We start from the raw sequence: 24,395 nt of genomic DNA, 5'->3' as shown, positions 1-24,395 counted from the left end.
AGGGCTGCACCGGCCCTGTAGTGGATCCGCCGCACCGTTCGTATGGGTCTCGCGCTGTTTTTCAAAGAGTTCTACAGCCCTGCGGGGTAATGACCTGCAAATTCTACAAAGCCCTGCAAGAGATCGTGTGGCCTGCCCCCTTTCGCACAGCCGTTTTGCGTACTTCGGCATCTTCTCAGCTCCACCAGTCTTTTTTGTTCTGTTGCGGCCTTGTGGTTTGGCTTCGATTCAAATACACGGCAATTCTCGACAGCGATAACCATGTTTAACGGTGCGGACTGGAGGGTAATGGACCGTAGTCAAGAATCGAACAGCAGGAAGGAGACCCGCCGCATGAATGCTTACAGCGAAGCCCTTCGGCTCATCGAACGCTTCCGTTTTACGGAGGACGAGCTAAAGCAGCTGCTTGCCCTGCACCTGTCCGGCAACAGCGAGGAAGACATCCGAATTTATCTGGAAAACGCCCGGTCCCTGTTCCTCTTTTCGTCGCTGGACGTTGACATGCTCAAAGCCGAACTTCAAGAGATGCAGCGCATTTCCCCGAACGAATAAGATGCATTCATAATAGAGAAGCTACTCTAATGCCCCCCGTATCCAAGCGCGAAAAAAAGAAAACCGGACCGGCAAGAGGCTAGTCTTGCGCGGTGCGGTTATTTTTCATTCGGTTTTGTTGCCCTGACGGCGAGCAAGCATAAACGACACAACCTCCGGGTTCGGTCCCCCTTAAGCACTCCGGGAATGCTGGAAGCCTCGGTTTGGTTTGCAAATCGGGTGCTTTTGCGAAATAGGTGCAGGAAAGCAACAATTTCCTTCTCTTTGCCCCCTTTCAACCATATAAGTGCAGAAGCGCACTTAAAAGGACCTATTTTAACATAGTTTGGAAAAAAATGAATAATTAAGTGCGTGAACGAACTTATTTGAACCCGCACCCGCTATTTTGCTTGAAATAGTTGCTTTCGTGCACCTAACTCTCTCTTGGTGCTGCCGTAGGAGGGCTCAACCTGGGAATTGGCAGTCTGCAAACCGGATTTGCTTTGGCTTTTCATTTCCTTTTTATGTTCACACCGTCCACTTTGCGGATTCTTTGAAGTTCTGTCCGTTCGAAAAGTTGGTTTTTTGGGGAAAACGCAGAGCAACCGGCAGAACGAGTCAAAACACCAACGATACAGCTTAGGTAGGCGTACACGAATAGGCGTACACGAAGGATTTCTGGACGAACAAAGCCAGCAATTACAAAAGAGGAGCCCCGGTCACGTCTAACCTTGAGGGCACCTCTTTCGTTTAGTCGCCGTCCGTGAAGGAAAACCAACGCACAAGCCGGACTTTGTCCGCATACATGCCCTTTGCTCATGGGATGCTTCCCGTCCTCCAGGCCCGCCGCAGAAGCCGTGCCCTCGGCGCGGTTATGTTCCTTCACTTCAATCGCGAGGCTTCCCGCCTGCAAGCCCGCCGCAGTAGCTGGGCCCTCGGCGCGGTCATGCTCCTTCACTTCAATCGCGAGGCTTCCCGCCTCCAGGCCCGCCGCTGACGCCCGCAAGATCAAAGTGCCGGCCCGTTCGCCCGCCTGGACGATTACCAGGCATTTGCCGTTCCGCGTCGTCCGGCGGTTCCCCCGGTAAGGCTCGTCGCTGCTCAAATCGCCGTTGTCGACGCCGAGAATGCGGCCTTCCCCGGCCAGCTCGAAAGAGAGTAAATGGTCTCCGACCGGAACCACTTCGCCTTCCCCGTCTGTCACGGAAACCTCCACATGCGCAAGCTCCCGTCCGTCCGCCGGCAGCACGGTCCGGTCGGCGTGGAGCAGAAGGCGGCGCGGTTCCCCGGCGGTCGCCATGACGTGCTCGCAAACGGCCGTTCCGCCGATTTTGCCTGCGGCCCGAAGCCTTCCCGGCGTGTAGGGCAGATGCCATTCCATCAGCCGGTCCGGGTAATCCGCCAGTCTCCGCTCTCCGTAGGATTCACCGTTCACGAACAGCTCGACCGTCTCGCAGTTGGTGAATGTCAGCAGGCGCACCAGCTTGCCCTGGAGATGGGGAAGCGTCCAGTGATCCGCCATCGCCGGCGACTTCCAGTGCATCGTCCACCCGGGGTTGTGCTCCTGGCGCCCGCTGTCGTCCAGGACGGCCGCATGCACCATCGGCTGGGCGGACCAGAAGCTTTGCTGCAAATACGACACCGGCTTGCGGAACCCGCAGGTGTCGATCAGACCCGAAGACCAGCCCTTGGAAGGATAAACGGATTCCCCGAGATAATCGATCCCCGCCCAAACAAACTGCCCGATCACATAATCCTTTTCCTCCACGTCAAACCACGGATTGCGCGGCCAATAGCCTTTGACGCGATTCTCCCTGCCCCGGTAAAACGGAAAGGTCTCCGTTCCGAGAATCAGCTTGTCCGGCATCGCTTCCCGGTAATGGCCGTACCACTGCTCTTGGTAGTTCAAACCGAGAATGTCCATGCGCGCAGCCAGCTTTTTCGTGTGCGCCACCTTCCCTTCGATCGGGCCGTCCCGCAGCTCGACGGGGGTGTTGTGCGGTTCGAGCGCGCACGTCACCGGCCGGGTCGGGTCGGTTTCGCGGCAAAAAGCGGCCAGCATCTCCAGCAGGCCCAGCATGTCTTCCTGCCCCTGGCGCTCCACTTCGTTGCCCACGCTCCACAGAATCACGCACGGGTGATTCCGGTCGCGCCGCAGGAAGTCCCCGAGGTCCTTTTGCCACCACTCGTCAAACAAATGCTCGTAATAAAGCGACCTCCACTTGTCGAACGCTTCATTCACAACCAGGAAACCCATCCGGTCGCACAAATCCAGCAGCTCGGGGGCCATCGGATTGTGGGCGAAGCGGATCGCGTTGCAGCCCATTTCCTTCAGTGTTGCCAATCGTCTTCGCATAGCCGGATCATGGTAAGCCGCGCCGAGGCAGCCCAGGTCGTGATGGAGGCAAACGCCTTTCAGCTTGACGTTCTCTCCGTTCAGGAAAAAGCCCTTCCCGCTGTCCCACTTCAGGTCCCGGATGCCGAAACCCGTTTCATAGCGGTCCGTTTCCACGCCGCCGCGAAAGACGACCGTTTTCGCCCGGTATAGCGCCGGCCGGTCCGGCGACCACAACGCGGGCTGCGCAAGCGCCGCTTCCTGCGCGATTTCCGTCGTCGCCCCGGCAGCAAGCCGAATCCGCGTTTCCGCTTTGCCCTGCTCTCGTCCCTCCGCATCCACAAACGTGGTCGCAATGCGGCAGTCCGCCTCCTCCGCGCCGTGATTCGCGAGCGCAACCCGAATCCGCACCTCCGCCTCCTCCGGCGTAATTCGCGGCGTGGTGACATACGTGCCCCATTCGGCCACATGAACCGGCCCGGTGGAGATCAGCCAGACGTTCCGGTAGATGCCCGAGCCGGAATACCAGCGGTCGGCGGGCATCGCCGTATTGTCCACCTTGACCGCAATTACGTTTTCGGCGTCCCGCAGCAAATATGGCGTCAAGTCGTATTGGAAGCTGGCGTACCCGTAAGGCCGCTTGCCGGCAAAATGCCCGTTGATCCACACCTCGCTGTTGTGATGGACACCATCGAACTGCACGTAAACCCGCGCCTCTTCAGGGAGCAGGTCCAGCCGAAAGCGCTTCCGGTACCAGCCGACCGACCACCGGGGCAAAGAAGCCTGAAAGCCTCCCTGTGGCATCTGGGGATCGAACGGTTTTTCGATGCTCCAATCATGCGGCACCTGCAGCGTCCGCCAGCCCTGATCCGGATAGCCGGGTTTTTCGGCGCCGGCGTAGTTGCCCTCCGCAAACCGCCAGCCGCGGTTGAACGAAACGGTCCTTCGGCTTGTCATCCTTGTGGCCTCCTCTTTTCAGTTCCCTCACAAAACCTGAAACACCGGTGCATCCTTCAAAAAAAAGACCGGAACCTGCGGAAAACGGACGGCGAGCCGGTCCGCCAGAAGCTTCATGCCCGGCGCTTCGCTTTCCGCATGCCCCAGCATGACAAGGGCGCGCCGCCGGCCTTGATGGACCGCGTCGCGGATATATTCCGGCGCTTCCCATTCCGGCCCCTCTCCGGCGATAACCAGATCCAGCTTTTTGTCCTCCACAAAAGGAATGATCGCCCGCCCGCCGCCCCGGTACCCCACCAGAACGCCCACGCGGGAGCAGGACAAGGAGGATTCACCCGCCAGCCGGACGAAGGAAAGGCCCAGCTTTTCTTTCAGATGCCGGACCACGTTCTCCACGCTTTGCTGCGGAAGCGACAAAACGGAAGCGGCCGCCTGATGCTCCTCGACAAAAGCCTCCCATTCCAGCTCGCGCAAAAGCCCCGCCATAATGCCGTCTGGCCGGTAACGGTGAATGTGATCGTGGAACCGGTAGACCGCCAGACCGGAGCCGGACAGCAGCCGCCTTTTCTCCAGATAAACGGGGTCCCGGACGATCCAGTCCTCCGGCTCTTGATGGCTGTAAAATACCCCTTCGTGCGTGATGATAAAGTTGGCGTTCCGCCGGGCCGCTTCCTCCAGAATCCGCTGCGAGGCTGAAAAGGTTACGGCGATCCCGAGCGCTTCCGTGCCAAGCCAAGCCGGGTCCGCCCGGTCTGCGGTTGCCTCCGGGACGTCGACTCCTTCCGTCAGCCAGCCGATGATTTCTCCAATGGTCGTTGCCATGAGCAAACCTCCTGCGCGTCCGCATCAGGCGGACCGAAAACTGGAAGCTGCTCTCATCCTAGCACGCGGGCACCCGAACAACCATTGTCAAAACGAACCTCTCGTTGCCCAAAACGCGCATTTTCCCAAACGCCTGGAAGAGGCCGGTCCATCCGGAAAAGCCTTTTGCCGGGCGAGCGAAAAGCGCAAAAAAAGCCAACCGGTACTCCGGTTGGCTGGCGTTGTCCATCATGGGCAAATCGCATGTTTTCGGTTAAATCCAGGCCTTGAGGTTAATCTGGCGGATGAACTCCTCCCGGCTGGTCACTTCCTTGGCCGGTTCCTCCGCTTCGCTGGCAGCCGGCTCGGCGTCTCCGTTCATGAGACGGCGGAACAGCTCCTCGTTGCGCGTCGCCAGCGCGAAATCGATCAGCGCCTCGCGCTCCACGCGGCTGGCTTCCCGTTCCAGCAGCACTTCCTCGCGTTCGATGTCGGAAGCGGGCACCAGAACATGGCGGTTGTTTCTCGGGATCCGGACCACGTAGTCAAATACGTTGTCGGCGTTGCGGTCGTATGCGATTACGTACCCGTATTCCCCGATGGGCAAGCCTTGCTCCAGGCTGTCTTCCACAATGTAAATCTTTTGTCCCAGTCGCAGCATTCCGATTCCCCCTTAAGCCATGCAAATGAAAGGCGACCTGTTTCCTATTCTATCGTACTATAACTCCGAAAAGTTTAGAAGCAAACGAAAAAAGTCCGGCCCCGGGCCGGCGGAGCGTTCCTGCCCTCCGCCGGTTCAGGTCTGCCGCGGCGGCCATGCGATTAGTCCGCAATGCCGCCGGGCTAGACCGGCTGCTGCGGCTACGCGGTTAGTCCGCGACGGGGCCGGAGGCCGGGGCCGGAAGCCGTTCCGTCCGCTTGTTTCCCCTGCTTACGCGTACGGATTGTTCGCTTTTTCGTACCCGATCGTCGTCCGCGTGCCGTGTCCGGGATAAACCGTCACCTCATCCGGCAGCTTGAACAGCTTGGCGAGGGTGCTTTGCATCGCGAAATCGTCCCCGCCGTACAGGTCCGTGCGGCCGATCCCGAGCCGAAACAGCGCATCCCCGCCGAACAGCTGGCTGCCGAGAAGGAACCCGACGCTGCCGGGCGAATGGCCGGGCAGATGAAGCACGCGGATTTCATGTCCGAGAAGCGTCAGCTTCTGGCCGTCGGCGAGGGCGTGCTCCGCGGGCTCCGCCGTCACCAGCCCGGCCACCTCCGGCCAGTTGGCGGAGCCGTTTTTCTTGGGGTCGCCCATCCAGTCGGCTTCCAGGTCGTGAAGGTAAACGGGACAGCCCTTCAGCTTGCGGACCTCTTCCACGCCCGCCATATGGTCGAAATGGGCGTGGGTCAGCAGAATGGCTTCGATCTCGAGGCCGTCCAGCCTCCGGACCAGCGCGGCCGGATTCTGGCCGGGATCGATCACGATCCCTTTCCCCTGCTCTTCATCTTTCAACAGATATGCGTTTGTTCCCAGCGGGCCGAGAACACAGGTTTCCACTTTCAGCGGCATGCGGCCTTCAACCTCCGTTGCGCGTCGATGGTCTTTCCTAAAAGGAAGAGATCAGCTCGCGCAGTTCTTTGACAATGACGGCCTGATAGCCGTTGCCTTCGCCGTAGCGCCGGCCCATTTCTTCGCGTGCTTCCTGGAGCTTGGTCTGGTAATCGGCCGCTTCCCGGTCGGGATTGGCCGCTTTGAAGGCGCGCATCGCTTCCTGCACATGCTCGGGACGCGGCCCCCAGGTACCCAGAACGTAACCGCCCGTATCCGCAAAAATCACGATCGGAATGGCGCGCCCGCCCATGGTCAGAAACTGGTGCATCAGCTCCGGGTGCTGCTCGATGATCATGACCTCCATCGGAACGCCGCTGCTCTCCAACGCGCGAAACACCACCGGCACGTTGCGCACAACGTCGCCGCACCAGTCCGCCATCAGAATCAGGCAACGCAGATCGTCGCGGTTGCGGAGGCTTTCGAAATAGAGCCGGTCGTCTTCGCTCGGCCATTCAAACGAGGTGTAATAATCCAGAAACGCTTCCTTGTTCTTCTGCATGCCGTCGATGAAAACCGCCGGTTTGATGCCTTGTCCGATAAAGCCCGTCACTGATTTTGCCATGGTTCCGCCTCCTTGGTGCCGCCCGGAGTCTACTCCGTTTTGCGGGTTTTTTTGCGGGTCACAATCTTGAAGATGAAGTAGAGGCACAGCAGACCGACCGCCCCCACGAGAAAGGGCACCGTGTATTGGTGGGAGTATTCGCCGATGTCGTTCCAGCTCTTTCCGACTCCGCTGAGACGTTCGCCCAGCCAGATGAACAGCACGGACCACGGGATGATCGCGAGCGTCGTCAGAACGGTAAAGCGCAGCAGGGACATCTTGGCGATGCCCGCCGGAATGGAAATGGCATGGCGTACGACCGGAATAAACCGGGCCGTAAAGATAACGCCGGTTCCGTACCGGTTAAACCAGTTCTCCGCGCCGTCGATGTGCTTTTTCTTCAGGTGGATGTACTTCCCGTACTTTTCAACCACCGGCCGGCCGCCGTAGCGCCCGATCCAGTACACAAAAAGCTGCGCGATGACGCCTCCGATTGTGCCGAAAATAACGGCCTCCACAAAGTTGATGTCCCCCCGCTCCACCAAAAAACCGGCGTAAGCGAGCACGATTTCGCTGGGAATAATTTCGATCATGAGTCCGAGCATAATCCCCCAGTAACCGAGATCGGTGAGGAAATCGAGAATTTGATGAATAAAATCGCCCATCTCCGTCCAGCCTTCCAACTAATAATTTTCCAACCCTCATCCTATTCTATCACAAACCCCGCCCGACTATGAAATGCTCCGAAAACCGGCCGCTCCATGGAAACAGAAGCATCCCGGACAAATGTCCGGGATGCGCGCTTTCAGCATCAGTCGGCCTTCGGGGCGACGATCGATTCGGGGTTGGTCAGCGTATCGTAGAACTCGACATAGCGGTCTTTGTTCTCGCTGGCACGCAGCGCCATCGCCATGCGCGGATGTTCGTCAAACACGCCGGAGACCATGTACGGAATGAGGTATCCCCACTCCCATTTTTCGCGGATGCCGAGCATGTGCTTCTCGATAACGTCCAGAAGAGGGCGGACTTCATAGTTGGTGTTTTTCAGATGGCTGACCAGGAGCTCCGTGTTGCAGTTCCCGGCCGCCCGGCCCATGCCGAAGACCGAAGCGTCCAGAAACTGGACGCCGTGATTCAGCGCCGTCAGCGTGTTCGCGAACGCAAGCTGCATGTTGTTGTGGGTATGAACGCCAAGCTGCTTGCCCGGGACGAGGGCCCGGAACTTGTCCACCAGATGTCCGATATCCACCGGGTCCATGCTTCCGTAGGAATCGACGACGTAGACCAGATCGACCGGGCTTTTGGCCACTTCCGCCAGGGCGGCTTCCAGCTCATGGGCAAGCACATGGGACAACGCCATGATGTTCAAAGAGGTTTCATAGCCCATTTCATGGAATTTGCGGACCAGCTCCAATCCCTTCTCCACGTCCTTGATGTAGCAGGCGACCCGGATCAGATCAAGAGCCGATTCCTCCCGAGGCAAAATGTCGTTTTCGTCGACGCGGCCGATGTCCACGAGCGCGGACAGCTTGGTGGCCGTTTTGTAAGGAATGACTTCCTTCAGAAAGCCTTCGTCCAGAAAACGCCACGGCCCCGCATCCGCTCCCTTGAGCAGCTTCGGGGAATTCTTGTAGCCGATCTCCATATATTCCACTCCGGCTTCGCTCAGTCCCTTGTACAAATCGCGCACGAAATCGACGCTGAACTCCCAATTGTTCACCAGGCCGCCGTCGCGGATCGTACAATCCAGGATCTTGGCGTTCTCCTTCGTCATAAGGCCCCGTTCCCCTTCCGAAAATGGTTTTTGCAAGTTATATCACGAAGCGGATGCGTTGTCAATTTATTCGTGTTTGCGATAACCGGCGTCATTCGCCTCCCGCAGCCGAAAGTGGCTCCCGCCGTCCCCGCCGCATAAGCTGTAGCAGCCAAACGACCGGGAGGAGACCGCCGTGAAACCGAAAAACGCCCAGCATGAAAAAACGCTGCCCACCGCCAGAGGGATCCGCCGCGCCTGCGCGAGGGAGCTCTACCGGACGGCAAAGCGGCTCAAGCTGCATGTGCCGCCCGAGCGGATGAAAGAGGCGGAGGAAGCCTACTACCGCAAGCTTGTGCCAAACCTTGTGTACATCGCCCAAAACGCGGGCAACCGCAGGCTGCTCGCCGACTGGTTTGAGCAAAACGCCGCAGAGGACGTGGCCCGGATCTGGGAAACGGAGCCGGCGCTCGTGGCCGCGGCCTTCCGGCAGGCGTTCGGCGGCTGATCCGCCGCTAATGGATGTTGACGGGAGGCTCCAGCGCCGCAGCCGCTTCCTCCCCGGCTTCCCGCAGCTCGGCCGGGAGCACGATGTCCACGCAGGTGCCTTTGCCGAGCCGGCTGCGGATGGACATCGTGCCTCTGTGATTGGCGATAATCCGCTGGCTGACCATGAGGCCCAGGCCGTTGCCGCTTTCCTTGTTGCTGTAGAACGGTTCGCCGAGCCGGATCAGCTGGTCCTCGGGTATGCCGCTGCCCTGGTCGATGATCCGAAAAAGCAGCCGCTTGCCTTCCAGCGCCTTCAGAATGATCCTCACCACGCCCCCCTTCGGCATTGCTTCGATGCTGTTTTTCATCACGTTGATGAACACCTGCTTCAGCTGGTTTTCCTCGCATTCCACAGGAAACAGGCAAGCGTCCGTCTCCAGCTTGAGGGTAACGCCGTAAAGGGCGGCTTGCGATTCCATCAAAAGCACCGTATCCTGCAAAATGCCGAGCGGATCCTTCAGCTGAAACCGGTTGGCGTGCGGCTTTGCCAGAATCATGAATTCGCTTACGATAAAATTGATCCGGTCCAGCTCCGCCAGCATGAGCTCGAGGTGATTGCGGTTTCCTTCGCCTTTTGCCTTCTGAAGCTGGACGAATCCCCGCAGCGTTGTGAGCGGATTGCGGATTTCATGGGCAACGCCGGCCGCCAGCTGCCCGATCACGGACAGCTTTTCCGAGCGGCGAAGCAGCTCCTCGGTTTTTTTCCGCTCGGTGATGTCCCGGATGATGGCCGACACGCCGACGATTTCTCCGTTTGCTTTCTTGACCGGCGAAAGGCTGAGGCTGACCTCGATCTGCTTGCCGGTTTTGGTCAAGAAGACGGATTCCTGATCGGACAGCTGGCTGCCCGCCAGAATCCGGTCGATGCACTTGCGGGTGCGCTTGGCAAGCCGTTCGGACAACCAGGGATATTCGGTGTCCTTTATCTCCTCCTGACGCCAGCCGAGCAGCGTTTCAAACGCCTGGTTCATGTATTGCACCGCGCCGTCCCGATCCAGCACGCAGATCAAGTCCGTCGTGTGGGCAAAGAGCGACTCCAGGTATTCGTTCGAGAACGTGAGCTTTTCATTCTCCCGCCGCAGCTTCTCCGTGCGTTCCTCCAAATGGTCGAACGCTCCGTTGAGGCGGGAGGCGAGCAGGCCGAATTCGTCCCTTGCCGTATTGGGCACCCGGATATTCGGCCGGTCCATGGCGACCCTGCCAAGCTGCACCGTCATCCGCTTCAACGGCCGCAGCAGACCGCCCGCGGCCAGCCGGCCAAGCAGCATCGCCGCCGCCAGAAGCAGGAGGCCAAGGAGCGCCCGTTCGGCCATGTGCTTCCGGAGCGGTCCGTCGATTGAAGCCCGGTCCGCGGCCACCACGATCACGACGGGCACGCCCGCATCGGCGGGATGGAAGCGGACCACGGCGGGGCGGCCCCGGGCTTCGCCCGGCAGCGTGACGGCCTGTCCGGCGAAATACGCTTCCCGGATCCGGGCGGCCCAGAGCGTGGTGTCCTCGGTCTCTTCGCCGAGCAGAAGGGAAGCCTGAAAAGGATCAAACGCCGCGATCTGCAAAAAGTCGGCATTGCTGTGAAGAAGATCGGAACGCGTGTCGGCGGCGCTGCCGGAGCCGGCTTCCCCGGCCGCATCTCCGGTCATTTCCAGAGCCAGGATACCGCCGTCCTGCTGACGGTAGAAGCCCCACCAGGACACAGGCCCGGCAGCCGCCGCTGCGGCGTCCGAACGGGGCATCCAAAAGCCCGCGGAAGCGATTCCCGGCTCCGAGAACACGGTACCCTTGGCCCATAGCTCGGACAACCCCCGCTGCCAGAATGACCAGTCCGGCGGTGTGCCTTGCCCGGAAGCGGCCTGCCGGACGGAGGCGTTCCCGTCCGGTCCGACCTCCAGCAGCCAGAGGCCGGAGAGCTCAAAGGTGTCCCGCCACCTGGCAAGCTCCTTCGGGCCGGGCGCAGCGCCGCTTTGGGCCAGCTGACGGTCCGTCTCCCCTCCGGCGAAGCGAAGCCGGAGGCTTGCCGCCGCATCCTTTTCCCGCGTCAGCAGCATTTCCGACTTCAGCGAAAAGGCTGTCGCCCGCTCCGCCTCCCGCATGCGGTCTTCCAGCCGTTTGGTCAAGCTATGTTTGGTGTCCCAATAATCCATTGCCATAAAGACGGAAATGATGATAGTCGCCGCAAGGCCGAAGCAAAGACTCCACTTGTTCTTGATTGACAAGGAACATGCAACCTCCCTAACCAGTTGGCCTTTTGCACATTTCTATCTAATTCTACATTTACCTTCTTATTCCTTGTATGGTTTTGGAAAATTCCGCGCAAAAAAGCCTCCGCGGGTCCGTTGGAACCGCGAAGGCTTGCCGCAAGCCGGATTTGCTTTACTGCTCGGTCAGAATGACCGGGCCGTCTTTTGTGATGGCGATCGTATGCTCATACTGGGCTGACAGGCTGCCGTCCACCGTGCGCGCCGTCCACCCGTCTTCTTCCACATAGGCTTCCCAGTGCCCGGCATTCAGCATAGGCTCGATCGTGATCACCATTCCCTCCTTGAGCCGCAGTCCCCGGCCCGCCTGGCCGTAGTGCAGCACCTCGGGCGCTTCGTGCATCTCCCGGCCGATGCCGTGTCCGATGAACTGCCGGACGACGGAGAAGCCGCGCGCTTCGGCATAGCTTTGAATGGCGTGGCCGATGTCGCCCAGCCGGTTTCCGGGAACGGCCTGCTCAATGCCTTTGTAAAGCGATTCCTTGGTAACGGCCAGGAGATTGGCCGCGTCCGCACTGATTTCCCCGACTCCGTAGGACCAGGCCGAATCCGCGAGCCAGCCGTCCTTGTTGACCACCATGTCGATGGTGACGATGTCTCCGTTATGGAGCGGCTTTTTGCTCGGGAACCCGTGGCAGACCACATCGTTTACCGAAGCGCAGGTCGCATATTTATAGCCATGGTAGCCTTTTTGCTCGGGGGTGGCGCCTTGGCTTTTCAAATAGTCCTCCACCAGCTCTTCCAGCTCCCAGGTGGTCGCGCCGGGAACGATTTTGGCGGCGATCCTCCTGTGGCATTCCGCGAGGATGGCCCCCGCTTCCTTCATCCGGGCGATTTCCGCCTCCGTCTTGATTACAATCAAACTGTTCATCCCTTTCCAATGCTTTCGGCCGATTCTTCCGGTCGAACCAGTATATGCCCGAATGATGCCAGGTACCATTCGTATTAAAACCAGTTTTTCGCTATACTGATTTTAGCTTGAGCGGGTGACGAACACAAGCGCGCCGCCGAATGGCGGGCGCCGTACATACAAGGAGGGTCCCATGTATCTGGTAACAGCGGAAGAAATGCGAAGGACCGACAAACACGCGATAGAAGAGCTCGGCCTGCCGGCTCTGGTTTTAATGGAAAATGCGGGGCGTGCGCTGGCCGAGGAAGCGCTGCGCGTCGCCGCCCGGCTGAAGGCGGACGGCGAACGGCTCTCCGGCCGCTGGCTGATTCTCGCGGGCAAAGGCAACAACGGCGGGGACGGGCTTGTCGCCGCCCGCCATCTGCAGGCGGAGGGCGTCCGGTGCGACATCGTCCTGGCCTCCGCGCCGGAGGAGCTGACGGGAGAAGCCGCCGTGCAGCGGGACATCGCCGGGAAGCTGGGCCTTCCCCTGACGGTGTACGAGGAGGACGGGCCGGCTTGGGACCGCTACGACGGCATTGTCGACGCGCTGCTCGGCACCGGCGCGTCCGGGGAGCCGCGCGCGCCGTATGACGCCATCATCCGCCGCGCGAACGCCAGCGGACGCCCAATCGTCGCGGCCGACCTGCCGAGCGGCCTGGACGCGGATACGGGCGCCGTGGCGGAAGCCTGTATCCGCGCCTGCGTCACCGTCGCCTTCGGCTTCCCGAAGATCGGCCTGACGCAGTACCCCGGCGCCGAATACGCCGGGGAGCTTCGCGTGCGGGCGATCGGCATCCCGTCCGGATTGCCCGGCACCCTCGGCGCGCGCAGCCATCTGCTGACCGAGGAATTCCTCGCCGGACCGCTCGGCCTCGATCTGTCGCGGCGGCGCGCGCCGAATACGCACAAGGGCACTTACGGCCATGTGCTTCTCGCGGCGGGTACGCAGCGGATGACCGGCGCCGGCCTGCTGGCCGCCCGGGCGGCCCTGCGCACCGGCTGCGGGCTGGCCACCTGGGCCGTGCCGGCCAGCCTGGTGCGCCACTTGAGCGGCCGGCTGCCCGAGGCCATGCTGGCGGGCGTGCCCGACGCCGGCGACGGCGACTGGACGCATGTGTCGGCCGAAAGGCTGCTCGCGCTGACCGAAGGCCGCGACGCGCTGGCCATCGGGCCGGGGCTCGGCCGCTACGCCGACGACGGCCAGTGGCTGCGCGCCATCTGGGAAGGGGCGCGCTGCCCGCTGCTCATCGACGCCGACGCCCTTGGCATGCTCGCCGATGCGGAGGAATTCGGCGCCTGGCCGAAACGCGAAGCGCCAACGGTGCTGACGCCCCACCCCGGCGAAATGGCCCGTCTGGCCGGCTTGTCCACGCCCGAGGTGCAGGCGGACCGGGTGAACGTCGCCCGCGGCTTTGCCATCCGCCATGGCGTAACCCTGGTCCTGAAGGGAGCCCGCACCGTTGTGGCTTCGCCGGAAGGCGACGTTTACGTCAACCTGACGGGCAACCCCGCCATGGCAACGGGCGGGACGGGCGACGTGCTTTCGGGCGTTATCTCGAGTCTGCTCGCCCAGGGCCATGACGGCACGAATGCGGCCTGCTTCGGCGTCTGGCTGCACGGCCGGGCGGGCGATGCCGCGGCCGCCAAACGGCCGGGTGGAACAATCATCGCCGGAGATGTGATCGAGGAGCTGTAGCCCGGAGATTGCCAAGGGCTCCCCCGCGTCCCCTTTTCGCCGCAAAACAAAAAAGCCCCTGGCAGGGCTTGCAAAGGTCGGTATGCAACGGCAAACCGTCGGACGTCTCCGGCTTTTTCGCGGCCTGCGCCGGTCTGCCATCGGATGCGCTCAAATGGCGGTTTTGCGGATTTGTTCCAGCTCGGCTTGCTCCTGTGCCTTTTGGATACGGATAACGAGCAGCTGAAGAAGGTTCGCGCGAAGTTCCTTTTGTTTGCACCGGCTAAGCTTGCGCAAGATAAAACGTTCGATCGACATGACTCTTCAACTCCTTTTTCCGGGGGAAGCCCCTCTTCAAATTGGTAAAATCTATTACACCGGAAAGCAACGGCCGAAACAAAGAAACCTGGCTTTGCAAAATATTTACCTTGACAACCTGCGAAGACTTTGCTGAAAGGGGCGACCCGTCCATGTGCGGAAGATATACCATCCTGCTGACTCTTGCCGAGCTTGCCGACATTTTTCAAATCGATGAGATAACAGGCGACTACGCTCCCCGTTACAACGCGGCGCCGGGGCAAACCGTCTACGCGGTTGTCGAAGGCAAAAACGGCCGGCGGCTTGGCGGCCTGAAGTGGGGCGTAACGCCGGCGTGGACCGCCAAGGACGGCCGCACTCCGCCCCTGCTTATTAACGCGCGGGCCGAAAGCGCAGCCGACAAGCCGGCCTTCCGGGAAGCGCTGCGGACCCGGCGCTGCCTGATTCCGGGGGACGGCTATTACGAATGGACCGCCGCTCCGGGCGGCGGAAAACGGCCGATGCGGATTGTGCGCAAAGACCGCCGTCCGTTCGCCTTCGCCGGCTTGTACGAATGGCGCACGGAGGCGGACGGCACGCGGTCCGCTTCCTGCGTTATTTTGACAACCGAGCCGAACGAGCTTACCGCAGGCATTCATCATCGGATGCCGGTCATTCTCCGGCCGGAGCACGAGCGCCTTTGGCTGGACCGGAGCATAAGGGAGCCCGAGCGCCTGAAGGAAGCCTGGCAGCCCTATCCGGCGGAGGAGATGGACGCCTATCCGGTTCATCCGGGGGTCGGCAAGGTTTCCATGGATTCGCCCGAATGTGTCGTTCCTTTTCTGTCGGACGGCGCATGACCCGGTCCCGGCCGCGACACGCTTCCCGGTATACCGCCCCGTTCCCCCGTGGAACGGGGTTTTTGGCATTTCGGCGAAGGCCGGTTTACGGTTTTCTATCAGGGATTTACATAAAAGTCTTTAAATCAACAAATAGAGGTCAGTTTCCTTTCTGGTCGAACCTCCAAAAAAAGGTATAATTGAGTAGCAATTCCTTATTTCTTGCTAGATTCCCGGAAAGGAGGATACCGTTTCTTGGCTGCTTGACCTGCTAAATGCGATAACGAATCAAATGAGAGAGGGTGAACGGATGAACCGTACGCAAAAGGTAAATTGGCGTACCCGCTTCTTTGCGTGCATGGCAGTAACCGCTTTGGGTGTTTCTCTGGTATCCGGCAGTGGATTGGGGAGCGTCACGCAGGCTGCCGCAGGCAGCTACAATTACGCCGAGGCGCTGCAAAAATCCATCTATTTCTATGAAGCGCAGCGGTCCGGCGTGCTGCCCGACAACAACCGCGTGGAATGGCGCGGAGACTCCGGCCTGAAGGACGGAGCGGATGTCGGGGTCGATCTGACCGGCGGCTGGTTTGACGCCGGCGACCACGTCAAGTTCGGGTTTCCGATGGCTTATTCCGCCACGATGCTCGCTTGGTCCGTTTATGAATACCGGGCGGGCTTTGAACAGGCGGGACAGCTGGATGAAATGCTGGACAATCTGAAATGGGCGACCGACTATTTTTTGAAAGCGCATACAGCCCCGAATGAACTGTACGGTCAAGTGGGCACCGGCGGCATCGACCATGCCTGGTGGGGCCCCGCCGAGGTTATGCAGATGGAGCGCAAAGCGTACAAGATTGACGCCGCGCATCCGGGTTCGGACCTTGCGGGTGAAACGGCCGCCGCGCTGGCCGCCGCTTCGATCGTCTTCAAGCAAACCAACCCGGCGTACTCGGCGACGCTGCTCACGCACGCAAAACAGCTCTATTCGTTCGCGGATACGTACCGGGGGGCTTATTCCGACAGCATTACGGACGCCGCCTCCTTTTACCGGTCCTGGAGCGGATATTACGATGAGCTGTCCTGGGGCGGCGCCTGGCTGTATCTCGCCACCGGGGATGACACGTACCTGACCAAAGCCATCCAGGCCACCAAAAGCTGGGGCACCGAGCAGGACGGAAGCTGGCCGGTCAAATGGACGATCAACTGGGACGACAAGCGCTACGGCGCGCAGATTCTGCTCGCCCGGATCACGTCCAAGCTCGGCATGCCGGAGGCTCAGAAGTTTGCCGCGGAAACCGAGCGCAATCTGGATTTCTGGACGGTCGGAACAGACGGCATGAAGGTGAAGTACACGCCCGGCGGGCTCGCCTGGCTGGATAGCTGGGGCTCCTTGCGGTACGCTGCAAACGCTTCCTTCCTGGCCTTCGTTTATTCCGATTTCGTAACCGACGCGGCCAAGAAAACACGCTACAAGGATTTCGCCGAGCGCCAAATCCGCTATATGCTGGGCGATAACCCGGATAACCGCAGCTATGTGGTCGGATTCGGGATCAATCCGCCGCAGCATCCGCATCACCGGACCGCTCACAGCTCCTGGACGGACAGCCTGTCCAGCCCTGCGGAGCACCGGCATATTCTGTATGGCGCGCTGGTCGGCGGACCGGACGCTTCGGACAAGTATACCGACAGCACAAACGATTATGTCAGCAATGAAGTTGCAACCGATTACAACGCCGCCTTTACGGGCGCGCTCGCCAAAATGAACCTTCTCTACGGCGCCGGTCAAAAGCCGCTTGCGAACTTCCCCGCGCCGGAAACGAGAACGGACGAGTTCTTCGTGGAAGCCGCATTGAACCAGTCGGGCGCCAACTTCACGGAAATCAAGGCCTACCTGAACAACGTTTCCGGCTGGCCGGCCCGCATGGGAGACAAGCTTTCGTTCAAGTATTTCCTTGACTTGAGCGAGGTTTATGCGGCGGGCTATACAGCCGCGGACGTGAAGGTAAGCTCGGCCTACAATCAAGGCGCTGCGGTTTCGCAGCCGCTTCCCTTCGACGCTGCCAAGCACCTGTACTACGTGAACGTCGACTTTACCGGAACCAAAATTTATCCGGGCGGCCAGCCGCATTACCGGAAAGAAGTCCAGTTCCGGATTGCCGGACCGCAAGGCGCATGGGATCCCGCCAACGATTATTCCTACACGGGACTCGTCATGACCACGGTGCAAAAAGCGCCGAAGCTGCCTGTCTACGATGCCGGAGCACGCATCTTCGGCCAAGAGCCGAGCGGCATCGTCATTCCGACGCCGACACCGACGGCCACGCCTACCGCTACACCAACGGCTACGCCTACCGCTACTCCGACCGCAACGCCGACGGCTACGCCCACCGCTACACCAACGGCTACGCCTACCGCTACTCCGACGGGTTCGCCCGGCGGCCTTAAGGTGCAGTACATGGTTGGCGACACGAACGCCTCGGACAACGCGGTTCGGCCGCACTTTAATATTGTGAATACCGGAAGCGCGCCGGTCGATCTCTCGACGCTGAAAATCCGGTATTACTTCACAAAGGACGGTTCGGCCGCGCTGAATTTCTTCTGCGATTACGCCGTTGTCGGCTCGTCCAACCTCACCGCCCAGTTCGTCCCGCTCGCTTCGCCCAAGACCAACGCGGACACGTACCTGGAGCTCTCGTTCAAGCCGGGCTCCGGCACCATCGCGCCCGGCAGCCAGAGCGGCGTGATCCAGGCGCGCGTGCACAAGGCGGATTGGTCGAACTTTAGCGAAGCCAACGATTACTCTTTTGATCCCGCCAAGCTGACCCTGACCGATGCGCCGAACGTGGCGCTTTATCAGAACGGAACCCTCGTTTTCGGGTCCCAGCCTTAAACACAGTATTCGTGCCGCTCCCTCGGGGCGGCACGAAATCCAAAAAAAGGAGATGACAAAGGATGAAAAACAAGAAGGTCCGCGCCGGTCTTGCGATTTTGCTGAGCGGTGCGCTCGGGGTCAGCGCTTTTCTCGGCGTTCCCCGCACGCAGCATGCGGATGCGGCGGCCAGCCAGAACCAGACCCGGTTTTTGACGCTGTACAATCAGATCAAGAATCCGGCCAGCGGCTATTTCTCGCCGGAGGGCATCCCTTACCATTCCATTGAAACCCTGCTGAGCGAAGCCCCCGACCACGGCCACATGACCACGTCGGAAGCCTACAGCTACTGGCTCTGGCTGGAAACCCTGTACGGCTACTATACGAAGGACTGGACCAAGCTGGAAGCCGCATGGGACAGCATGGAAAAATACATTATTCCGGTTAACGAAGGAGACGGCAAGGAAGAACAGCCGACGATGAGCTACTACAACCCGAACAGTCCGGCAACGTACGCAGCCGAGAAACCTTATCCCGATCAATATCCGTCGCAGATCGGCGCCACCTATGCGGCCGGCAAGGACCCAATCGATGCCGAGCTGAAGGCGACTTACGGCAGCAACCAGACTTATCTCATGCATTGGCTGGTTGACGTCGACAACTGGTACGGCTTCGGAAACCTTTTGAATCCGTCCCATACCGCAACCTACGTCAATACTTACCAACGGGGCGAACAGGAATCCGTTTGGGAAACCATCCCCCATCCGTCGCAGGATGATAAAACCTTCGGCAAAACGGGCGAAGGCTTTATGACCTTGTTTACCAAGGAGGCTCAAGCGCCGGCGGCCCAATGGCGGTACACGAACGCTACGGACGCGGACGCCCGGGCCGTTCAGGTTCTTTATTGGGCCAAGGAGCTCGGTTACAACAACCCGGCCTACCTGAACAAAGCCAAGAAAATGGGCGACTTCCTCCGCTACGGCATGTTCGACAAGTACTTCCAGCAAGTCGGCAGCGCGGCGGACGGGACGCCTTCTCCCGGAACCGGAAAAGACTCCAACATGTACCTGATGGCCTGGTACACGGCCTGGGGCGGCGGCCTTGGCGCTAACGGAACCGGCAACTGGGCCTGGAGAATCGGCGCCAGCCACACGCATCAGGCATACCAGAATCCGGTTGCGGCTTATGCTTTGTCGCAAACGGATGGCGGCCTGATTCCCGCATCGGCTACCGCAAAAGAGGACTGGAACAAATCCCTCAAGCGCCAGCTTGAATTCTACACCTGGCTTCTTTCCTCCGAAGGAGCGGTAGGCGGCGGAGCCACCAACAGCTACAACGGAAACTATTCCAAGTACCCGGCGGGCGTCAGCACGTTCTACGGCATGGCGTATCAGGAAGCGCCGGTTTACCGCGACCCGGATTCGAACACCTGGTTCGGCTTCCAGGCCTGGCCGCTCGAACGCGTCGCCGAAATGTACTACATTTTGGCTGAAAACGGCGAGCTGACCTCGGAAAACTTCCAGATGGCGAAAACGGTCATCACCAAATGGGTCGACTGGTCGCTGGATTATGTGTTCGTCAACCAAAAACCGGTGACGGATGCCGATGGCTATTACCTGAACGCCGCAGGACAGCGGATTCTCGGCGGCAACAACCCGGCCGTCGCCACAACGCCGGACCCCGGCCAGTTCTACGTTCCATCCACGCAGGAATGGAGAGGGCAGCCCGACACCTGGAACGGGTTCTCCTCGTTCACGGGCAACCCGAATTTCCGCGTCGTAACCAAGAACCCCGGCCAGGATGTCGGCGTGCTCGGCAGCTATATCAAGGCGCTGACCTTCTTCGCCGCCGGCACCAAAGCCGAAACCGGCGCGTTCACGCCGCTTGCCGCCCAAGCCAAGTCGACCGCCGAGCAGCTGCTTGACGTCGCCTGGAATTTTAACGACGGCGTTGGCATCACCCGTCCGGAGCAAAAAGGCGACGCTTACCGTTACTTCACCAAAGAAGTTTACATTCCCGCCGGCTGGTCCGGTTTGACGGGACAAGGCAACACGATTCCGGGCCCCGGAGCCGTACCGTCCGATCCGGCCAAAGGCGGAAACGGCGTTTACATCAGCTTTGCGGACCTGAGACCGAAACTCCAGCAGGACCCCGATTTTGCTTATCTGCAAAATCTGTACAACACGTCCTGGAACCCCACGACCAAGAAATGGGAAAGCGGAGTGCCGACGTTTGAGTACCACCGGTTCTGGTCTCAGGTCGACATCGCGACGGCCTACGCGGAATACGACCGCCTGCTGGGCGGCGCGCCGACGCCGACGCCGACCACAACGCCTACGGCCACGCCGACCGCCACACCGACGGCTACGCCTACCGCAACACCAACGGCTACACCGACCGCTACTCCTACGGCAACACCGACTGCCACACCTACTGCTACTCCTACGGCTACGCCGACGACGCCTCCCGGGGCATTGAAGGTGCAGTATCAGGCGGCGGACACCAACGCGACGGACAACGCCATCCGGGCGAATCTGAACATCGTCAACACCGGCTCGACGCCTGTTGATCTGAGCACGTTGAAAATCCGCTACTATTTCACCAAAGACGGCAGCGCTTCTCTCAACTACTATAACGACTATTCGGTTGTGGGTTCCTCCAATGTCACCGGCCAGTTCGTGACCTTGGCCACGCCGAAAGCAAACGCCGATACCTACCTGGAGATTTCCTTCAAATCCGGGGCCGGCTCCATCGCAGCCGGCGGGCAAACCGGCGTGATCCAGTCCCGCTTGCACAAAGCGGACTGGAGCAACTTTAACGAAGCAAACGATTATTCGTTCGATCCGACCAAGCTTGGTTTAGCCGATTGGTCAAAAGTAACCCTGTATCAAAACGGAACACTGGTATACGGCAGCGAGCCCTGAACCGCGGGCCTGCAGCCGGAAAGCCGCCTTCAACCGGGCGGCTTTCCGGCTCCGCGGACGCAGACCCCGGCTTGGCTTGCAAGTTGCCGCTCTCCCGGCTGCGGACCGGAGGGTCCGCAGCGCGGGAAACCGCCACAAGCGTCTACGGGTAAGGAGGGTACGTAAATGCCTCTCTCGCTTTTCATGGCAGATGCCGTCGGCGCGAACGTAATCGAAGAGCCGGCTCCATCCCCATGGCCTTCGGAACTGGCTGTCTTGTTCGAAACGGGCAAGAAAGATGAGTTGTTCCGCATTCTGAACGAATGGCTGTCGGCGAACAGCCGCCGGAACGTCTTTTTCGCCGAGCTTCAGTTGGCGCTTTACCATCATCTCTTTTCGATGATTTACCAGTTGTTTCACCGCAAGAAAATGTCCGTGCAGCAGGCTTTGCCCTGGCTGGACCGCTCTGCCGATCTGCTGCGGTCGGTTTCCACAGCCGAGGAGCTGCGCGACTGGGCGCAGGAAGTGCTGACAAGCGCCATCGAAACCCTCGACCTGCAGCAGACCGAAGGGCAGACGCTTGTCAAGACGATTCAGCAGTACATCCTGTCCAACCTATCGCGCGATGTAACCCGGGAGGAGCTGGCCGCGTGCTTCCATTTCCATCCCGACTATCTCTCCCGTTTGTTCAAGCGGGAAACCGGGCTGTCCATGTCCGAGTATTTGCTTGAACAGCGAATGAGCCTCGCCCGCCGTCTGCTGCGCGAATCGAAGCTGAAGGTCAGCGAGATCGCCGACATGACGGGGTACAGCAACCTCTCCTACTTTTCGCAGCTGTTCAAGAAGCAGGAAGGCTGCCCCCCGCAGGAATACCGCAAACGGCAAAAAAGAATCTAACGCAACATCCAGCAAAAAGGAGCTCTACCGGGCGTTGTTCCGCCTGGCCGAGCTCCTTTTCCATTGTGGAAGCCTATGGATTTGCGTCTCCGGGGCTACTCGCGAAAAGCTTCCGCGACCGCCTCGGACGCCTGACGCGCCATCGTCAGCACCAAATGAAGCGACGCCGTTTGCAGCGCCCGGTAAGGATTGTCCGTGTTGGGGCATACGACGCCGGCAAGCGATGCCTCGCCCACGGGGGGAAGCGGCTTGCCCATGAATTTCCCCGGCATTAAAGGGCGGGAGTCGATTTGAAACCGCCCGACCGATGGGCCGACGCAGCAATCGACCGCCAGCACGCGCACGCCGGACGGCACCTCCTTCAGCCGCTTTTCCAGATTGGCCGAATCGCACGGAGCGTCCAGCGTTCCGACAATGTCGGCGAACCCGGCCTCCTTCAGCATCGTTCCCACCAAAGGACCGAAAGCATCACCCGTCGAGCGGTCCGTGCCGACGCACACCACCCAAAGCTCCGAGCGGCTCACCGGATCCTTCCATAGCCCGCGCAGCCGTTCCGCCATCCGCTCCGCGTTTGTCAATATCGGCATTCTCCAGCCTCCCGCCGTGACTCGAAAAACCCCGCCGCGCCGGATTTGCCGTCCGGCTGGACAGGGTTATCGTTTGGTCTTCTTGTATTGTACCCGGAAAGACCGCCGGTGCCAACGCATGCGGAAGCCAAAGCGGCGGTGAAACGGAGCGCCTTGCGTTACGCCGTTTCCTGTTTCTTGTCGCCGCGCTTCAGATCGGCGGGTTTGACTTCCTGCAGCTCGAGGCTCTGGAAGCACGGACGCAGCTGCAAAAGCATCGCTTCCGCCTTTTCACGGTCCATCGTTTCCCCCAAGCTCTTGCCTTTGTAGCTGATCCGGTACATCTTCGTCCCTCCGTTGATCATGGTTCATGTCCGCCTCGCGGCTGCAATCCAATCAACTGCCTCGGCATTCATGCTTATGTATTGCTTTTATCGCTTGAAAAGCCGCTATTTCGGCATGCTTTTGAATTTTGTTTACCCGGGACAACCGGCATTGAAACAGAATTGTCAAAAAAAATTCATTAGATAACCGGATCAACTCGCCGCATCCGGCTTTTATCGCCCCCATCGGCAAAAAAATCGGACAGACAGAAGATCCCCGATTCGTTATAATGGCTTAAACGCAAACCCCATCCTCCGCAAAAGGAGCCAACCGTCCGTGAATCCATCATCTCCCGGGCAGCCGGAACGTTCGGCCGCAGCTCCGCCTACTCCAGCAGCGGGCGATCTTGCTGCCGCGCCCGCTGCGTTCAGGCAGCTGCGGGAAGGCGTCAAGGAAGGCTTGCCGGTAGCGGTCGGTTATGTGCCGATCGCGCTTGCATTCGGCATGCTGACCGTTTCGTCGGGGCTCCCCCCGTACGTCGGCATCCTCATGTCGCTCCTGGTATATGCCGGGGCGTCCCAGTTTGTCGGTATTAATTTGCTCGCAACCGGTGCGGCGCTGCCGGAAATTGTGCTGACCGTCTTTATTCTAAATTTTCGCCACTTCCTGATGGCGTCTGCCATTTCGCAAAGGCTGCACGGGCGCATCAAAGGCCGGATGCGGGCCCTTCTCGCCTTTGGTGTGACCGATGAGACCTTTGCCGTAGCGTCCATGCGAACCGCCGGAAAGCAGTTGTCCTTCCCTTACCTGCTCGGCCTGAACACCATTGCCTTTCTCGCCTGGAACGCCGGAACGTGGGCCGGCCTTTTGCTGTCGGAGGGTCTGCCTGCTTTTGTCCGGAACAGCATGGGCGTTGCGCTCTACGTCATGTTCATCGCCCTGCTCGTGCCCGGGCTGCGCACAACGCCTTCCGCCGTCTTCGTGTCAATCCTGGCCGTGCTGTTCAGCTGCCTTTTTGCTTACGCGCCTCTTTTTTCGTTCCTGAACGGCGGCTGGAGCGTGGTGCTGGCTACTGTTCTCGCCGCCGCAGCCGGAGCCTGGCTCGGAAAAGGGGAGGAATAACATGGACGGTTTTTACTTGAATGCCGCCGTCGTGCTGGGAATGGCCGCCGTAACTTACCTTCCCCGTCTCGTTCCGATGCTGTTCGGCGGACGCCTGACGATTAAGGGCCGGATGAAACGGTTTTTCGACTACCTTCCGTTTGCCGCCTTGTCCGCGCTCGCTTTTCCCGCCGTCTTTACCTCCACGGGCGACCTGCGCTCGGGCATCGCCGGAGCGGCCGCCGCCGTTCTTCTCTCGCTGTTGCGCCTGCCGGTCATCGCTGTCGTATTCGGCGGAATTGTAGCGGCTTTGGCGGTGGAGCTGCTGATCTAGTTGATCCGGTCGGGGGGCTTGCTCGTGGAAGACCCCCGACCGGATATATGAACACTTGCCGCTCCGATTCTTCGAACTCTGCGACTCGTTCGCCTTCTCCCCGACGTTGCTCCGATTCTCTCGAACACTTACGACCCGTTCGCCTTCTCCCCGACGTTGCTCCGAATCCTAACCAATTTTCGACTTATTCGTCCTCTGTCGGGCGTTGCGGGCCCTTACCTTTCCCGGGCAAAAATTCTAACGGTTGCCAGAAGCGTTATTTGAACAAAAACCGGCTTTTTTCATTTCTAACGGTTGCCAGCGAGCCTATTTGGCTGGAAATGGGCCAAAAAGACAGTAGACTTGCAAAGAAGTTAACATGGGGTAAAATGCCAAAAAA

The 24,395-nt window shown here is 59.9% G+C and carries 21 protein-coding genes; 9 read left to right on the top strand and 12 right to left on the bottom strand.

The window, feature by feature from the left end; genetic code table 11:
• Positions 1-333: 333 nt before the first annotated feature.
• Complete coding sequence (locus AC6I6H_RS06970; protein WP_497953020.1) at positions 334-552, top strand: hypothetical protein; 219 nt, start codon at positions 334-336, stop codon at positions 550-552.
• A 490-nt stretch (positions 553-1,042) separates the two neighbouring features.
• Here AC6I6H_RS06970 and AC6I6H_RS06965 read toward each other — a convergent pair whose 3' ends face one another.
• From AC6I6H_RS06965 to AC6I6H_RS06935, 7 genes are all read right to left on the bottom strand, one after another.
• The gene (locus tag AC6I6H_RS06965) at positions 1,043-3,823 is read right to left on the bottom strand and encodes a glycoside hydrolase family 2 TIM barrel-domain containing protein (protein ID WP_497953019.1); all 2,781 of its coding nucleotides are present in this window, start codon (positions 3,821-3,823) and stop codon (positions 1,043-1,045) included.
• A 27-nt stretch (positions 3,824-3,850) separates the two neighbouring features.
• Entirely contained in the window at positions 3,851-4,645 is a 795-nt protein-coding gene (locus AC6I6H_RS06960; RefSeq protein ID WP_497953018.1) for a Nif3-like dinuclear metal center hexameric protein, read from the bottom strand.
• A gap of 253 nt (positions 4,646-4,898) precedes the next feature.
• A complete protein-coding gene (locus AC6I6H_RS06955; RefSeq protein WP_497953017.1) occupies positions 4,899-5,285 on the bottom strand; it encodes an ATPase in 387 nt (128 codons plus the stop codon).
• A 270-nt stretch (positions 5,286-5,555) separates the two neighbouring features.
• The gene (locus AC6I6H_RS06950) at positions 5,556-6,179 is read right to left on the bottom strand and encodes an MBL fold metallo-hydrolase (RefSeq protein WP_497953016.1); all 624 of its coding nucleotides are present in this window, start codon (positions 6,177-6,179) and stop codon (positions 5,556-5,558) included.
• Positions 6,180-6,216: 37 nt separating this feature from the next.
• Positions 6,217-6,783 (bottom strand): thioredoxin family protein, encoded by a 567-nt coding sequence (locus tag AC6I6H_RS06945; RefSeq protein WP_497953015.1) that lies wholly within the window; start codon positions 6,781-6,783, stop codon positions 6,217-6,219.
• Between the two features lie 29 nt (positions 6,784-6,812).
• Entirely contained in the window at positions 6,813-7,427 is a 615-nt protein-coding gene (uptA, locus tag AC6I6H_RS06940; protein WP_497953107.1) for an undecaprenyl phosphate transporter UptA, read from the bottom strand.
• Between the two features lie 146 nt (positions 7,428-7,573).
• Complete coding sequence (locus AC6I6H_RS06935) at positions 7,574-8,536, bottom strand: aldolase catalytic domain-containing protein (protein ID WP_497953014.1); 963 nt, start codon at positions 8,534-8,536, stop codon at positions 7,574-7,576.
• Between the two features lie 175 nt (positions 8,537-8,711).
• Between AC6I6H_RS06935 and AC6I6H_RS06930 the strand changes: the two genes are divergently transcribed.
• A complete protein-coding gene (locus AC6I6H_RS06930) occupies positions 8,712-9,023 on the top strand; it encodes a dehydrogenase (protein ID WP_497953013.1) in 312 nt (103 codons plus the stop codon).
• Between the two features lie 7 nt (positions 9,024-9,030).
• On the opposite strand, the gene AC6I6H_RS06925 is transcribed toward AC6I6H_RS06930, so the two are convergent.
• The gene (locus AC6I6H_RS06925; protein ID WP_497953012.1) at positions 9,031-11,277 is read right to left on the bottom strand and encodes an ATP-binding protein; all 2,247 of its coding nucleotides are present in this window, start codon (positions 11,275-11,277) and stop codon (positions 9,031-9,033) included.
• A 157-nt stretch (positions 11,278-11,434) separates the two neighbouring features.
• Positions 11,435-12,181 carry a type I methionyl aminopeptidase gene (map, locus tag AC6I6H_RS06920; RefSeq protein WP_497953011.1) on the bottom strand — a complete coding sequence of 249 codons (747 nt, stop codon included), beginning with the start codon at positions 12,179-12,181 and terminating at the stop codon, positions 11,435-11,437.
• A gap of 181 nt (positions 12,182-12,362) precedes the next feature.
• On the opposite strand from map, the gene AC6I6H_RS06915 reads away from it, so the two are divergent.
• Complete coding sequence (locus AC6I6H_RS06915; protein WP_497953010.1) at positions 12,363-13,907, top strand: NAD(P)H-hydrate dehydratase; 1,545 nt, start codon at positions 12,363-12,365, stop codon at positions 13,905-13,907.
• Between the two features lie 150 nt (positions 13,908-14,057).
• On the opposite strand, the gene AC6I6H_RS06910 is transcribed toward AC6I6H_RS06915, so the two are convergent.
• Positions 14,058-14,204, bottom strand: a complete 147-nt coding sequence (locus AC6I6H_RS06910) for a hypothetical protein (RefSeq protein WP_497953009.1) — start codon at positions 14,202-14,204, stop codon at positions 14,058-14,060.
• Between the two features lie 152 nt (positions 14,205-14,356).
• On the opposite strand from AC6I6H_RS06910, the gene AC6I6H_RS06905 reads away from it, so the two are divergent.
• From AC6I6H_RS06905 to AC6I6H_RS06890, 4 genes are all read left to right on the top strand, one after another.
• Positions 14,357-15,043 carry an SOS response-associated peptidase gene (locus AC6I6H_RS06905; protein WP_497953008.1) on the top strand — a complete coding sequence of 229 codons (687 nt, stop codon included), beginning with the start codon at positions 14,357-14,359 and terminating at the stop codon, positions 15,041-15,043.
• A gap of 289 nt (positions 15,044-15,332) precedes the next feature.
• Positions 15,333-17,912 carry a glycoside hydrolase family 9 protein gene (locus AC6I6H_RS06900; RefSeq protein WP_497953007.1) on the top strand — a complete coding sequence of 860 codons (2,580 nt, stop codon included), beginning with the start codon at positions 15,333-15,335 and terminating at the stop codon, positions 17,910-17,912.
• A 62-nt stretch (positions 17,913-17,974) separates the two neighbouring features.
• Positions 17,975-20,815, top strand: a complete 2,841-nt coding sequence (locus tag AC6I6H_RS06895) for a glycoside hydrolase family 48 protein (protein WP_497953006.1) — start codon at positions 17,975-17,977, stop codon at positions 20,813-20,815.
• A gap of 165 nt (positions 20,816-20,980) precedes the next feature.
• Positions 20,981-21,691 (top strand): helix-turn-helix transcriptional regulator, encoded by a 711-nt coding sequence (locus tag AC6I6H_RS06890; RefSeq protein WP_497953005.1) that lies wholly within the window; start codon positions 20,981-20,983, stop codon positions 21,689-21,691.
• Positions 21,692-21,786: 95 nt separating this feature from the next.
• Here the strand turns inward: AC6I6H_RS06890 and yyaC are convergent, their stop codons facing one another.
• Together yyaC and AC6I6H_RS06880 are read right to left on the bottom strand one after the other, a co-directional pair.
• Positions 21,787-22,278, bottom strand: a complete 492-nt coding sequence (yyaC, locus tag AC6I6H_RS06885) for a spore protease YyaC (protein ID WP_497953004.1) — start codon at positions 22,276-22,278, stop codon at positions 21,787-21,789.
• A 158-nt stretch (positions 22,279-22,436) separates the two neighbouring features.
• Positions 22,437-22,622: a hypothetical protein gene (locus AC6I6H_RS06880; protein WP_497953003.1), complete on the bottom strand. Its 186-nt coding sequence runs from the start codon at positions 22,620-22,622 to the stop codon at positions 22,437-22,439.
• 295 nt (positions 22,623-22,917) lie between these two features.
• Here AC6I6H_RS06880 and AC6I6H_RS06875 point away from each other — a divergent pair, with 295 nt between their 5' ends.
• Together AC6I6H_RS06875 and AC6I6H_RS06870 are read left to right on the top strand one after the other, a co-directional pair.
• On the top strand, positions 22,918-23,703 hold the full coding sequence (locus AC6I6H_RS06875) for an AzlC family ABC transporter permease (RefSeq protein ID WP_497953002.1): 786 nt from the start codon (positions 22,918-22,920) through the stop codon (positions 23,701-23,703).
• Between the two features lies 1 nt (position 23,704).
• On the top strand, positions 23,705-24,016 hold the full coding sequence (locus tag AC6I6H_RS06870; RefSeq protein ID WP_497953001.1) for an AzlD domain-containing protein: 312 nt from the start codon (positions 23,705-23,707) through the stop codon (positions 24,014-24,016).
• The last annotated feature ends 379 nt before the right edge of the window (positions 24,017-24,395 follow it).

The organism is Gorillibacterium sp. sgz306347, from assembly GCF_059735245.1.
Note: the sequence above shows the minus strand (reverse complement) of the source record. Positions and strands in the feature narration are given on the sequence as shown.

Excerpts from the sequence above, each read along its gene's own strand:
- AC6I6H_RS06970 (WP_497953020.1), top strand. The coding sequence starts at position 334 with ATGAATGCTTACAGCGAAGCCCTTCGGCTCATCGAACGCTTCCGTTTT.
- AC6I6H_RS06965 (WP_497953019.1), bottom strand. The coding sequence starts at position 3,823 with ATGACAAGCCGAAGGACCGTTTCGTTCAACCGCGGCTGGCGGTTTGCG.
- AC6I6H_RS06960 (WP_497953018.1), bottom strand. The coding sequence starts at position 4,645 with ATGGCAACGACCATTGGAGAAATCATCGGCTGGCTGACGGAAGGAGTC.
- AC6I6H_RS06955 (WP_497953017.1), bottom strand. The coding sequence starts at position 5,285 with ATGCTGCGACTGGGACAAAAGATTTACATTGTGGAAGACAGCCTGGAG.
- AC6I6H_RS06950 (WP_497953016.1), bottom strand. The coding sequence starts at position 6,179 with ATGCCGCTGAAAGTGGAAACCTGTGTTCTCGGCCCGCTGGGAACAAAC.
- AC6I6H_RS06945 (WP_497953015.1), bottom strand. The coding sequence starts at position 6,783 with ATGGCAAAATCAGTGACGGGCTTTATCGGACAAGGCATCAAACCGGCG.
- uptA (WP_497953107.1), bottom strand. The coding sequence starts at position 7,427 with ATGGGCGATTTTATTCATCAAATTCTCGATTTCCTCACCGATCTCGGT.
- AC6I6H_RS06935 (WP_497953014.1), bottom strand. The coding sequence starts at position 8,536 with ATGACGAAGGAGAACGCCAAGATCCTGGATTGTACGATCCGCGACGGC.
- AC6I6H_RS06915 (WP_497953010.1), top strand. The coding sequence starts at position 12,363 with ATGTATCTGGTAACAGCGGAAGAAATGCGAAGGACCGACAAACACGCG.
- AC6I6H_RS06910 (WP_497953009.1), bottom strand. The coding sequence starts at position 14,204 with ATGTCGATCGAACGTTTTATCTTGCGCAAGCTTAGCCGGTGCAAACAA.
- AC6I6H_RS06905 (WP_497953008.1), top strand. The coding sequence starts at position 14,357 with ATGTGCGGAAGATATACCATCCTGCTGACTCTTGCCGAGCTTGCCGAC.
- AC6I6H_RS06900 (WP_497953007.1), top strand. The coding sequence starts at position 15,333 with ATGAACCGTACGCAAAAGGTAAATTGGCGTACCCGCTTCTTTGCGTGC.
- AC6I6H_RS06895 (WP_497953006.1), top strand. The coding sequence starts at position 17,975 with ATGAAAAACAAGAAGGTCCGCGCCGGTCTTGCGATTTTGCTGAGCGGT.
- AC6I6H_RS06890 (WP_497953005.1), top strand. The coding sequence starts at position 20,981 with ATGCCTCTCTCGCTTTTCATGGCAGATGCCGTCGGCGCGAACGTAATC.
- yyaC (WP_497953004.1), bottom strand. The coding sequence starts at position 22,278 with ATGCCGATATTGACAAACGCGGAGCGGATGGCGGAACGGCTGCGCGGG.
- AC6I6H_RS06880 (WP_497953003.1), bottom strand. The coding sequence starts at position 22,622 with ATGATCAACGGAGGGACGAAGATGTACCGGATCAGCTACAAAGGCAAG.
- AC6I6H_RS06870 (WP_497953001.1), top strand. The coding sequence starts at position 23,705 with ATGGACGGTTTTTACTTGAATGCCGCCGTCGTGCTGGGAATGGCCGCC.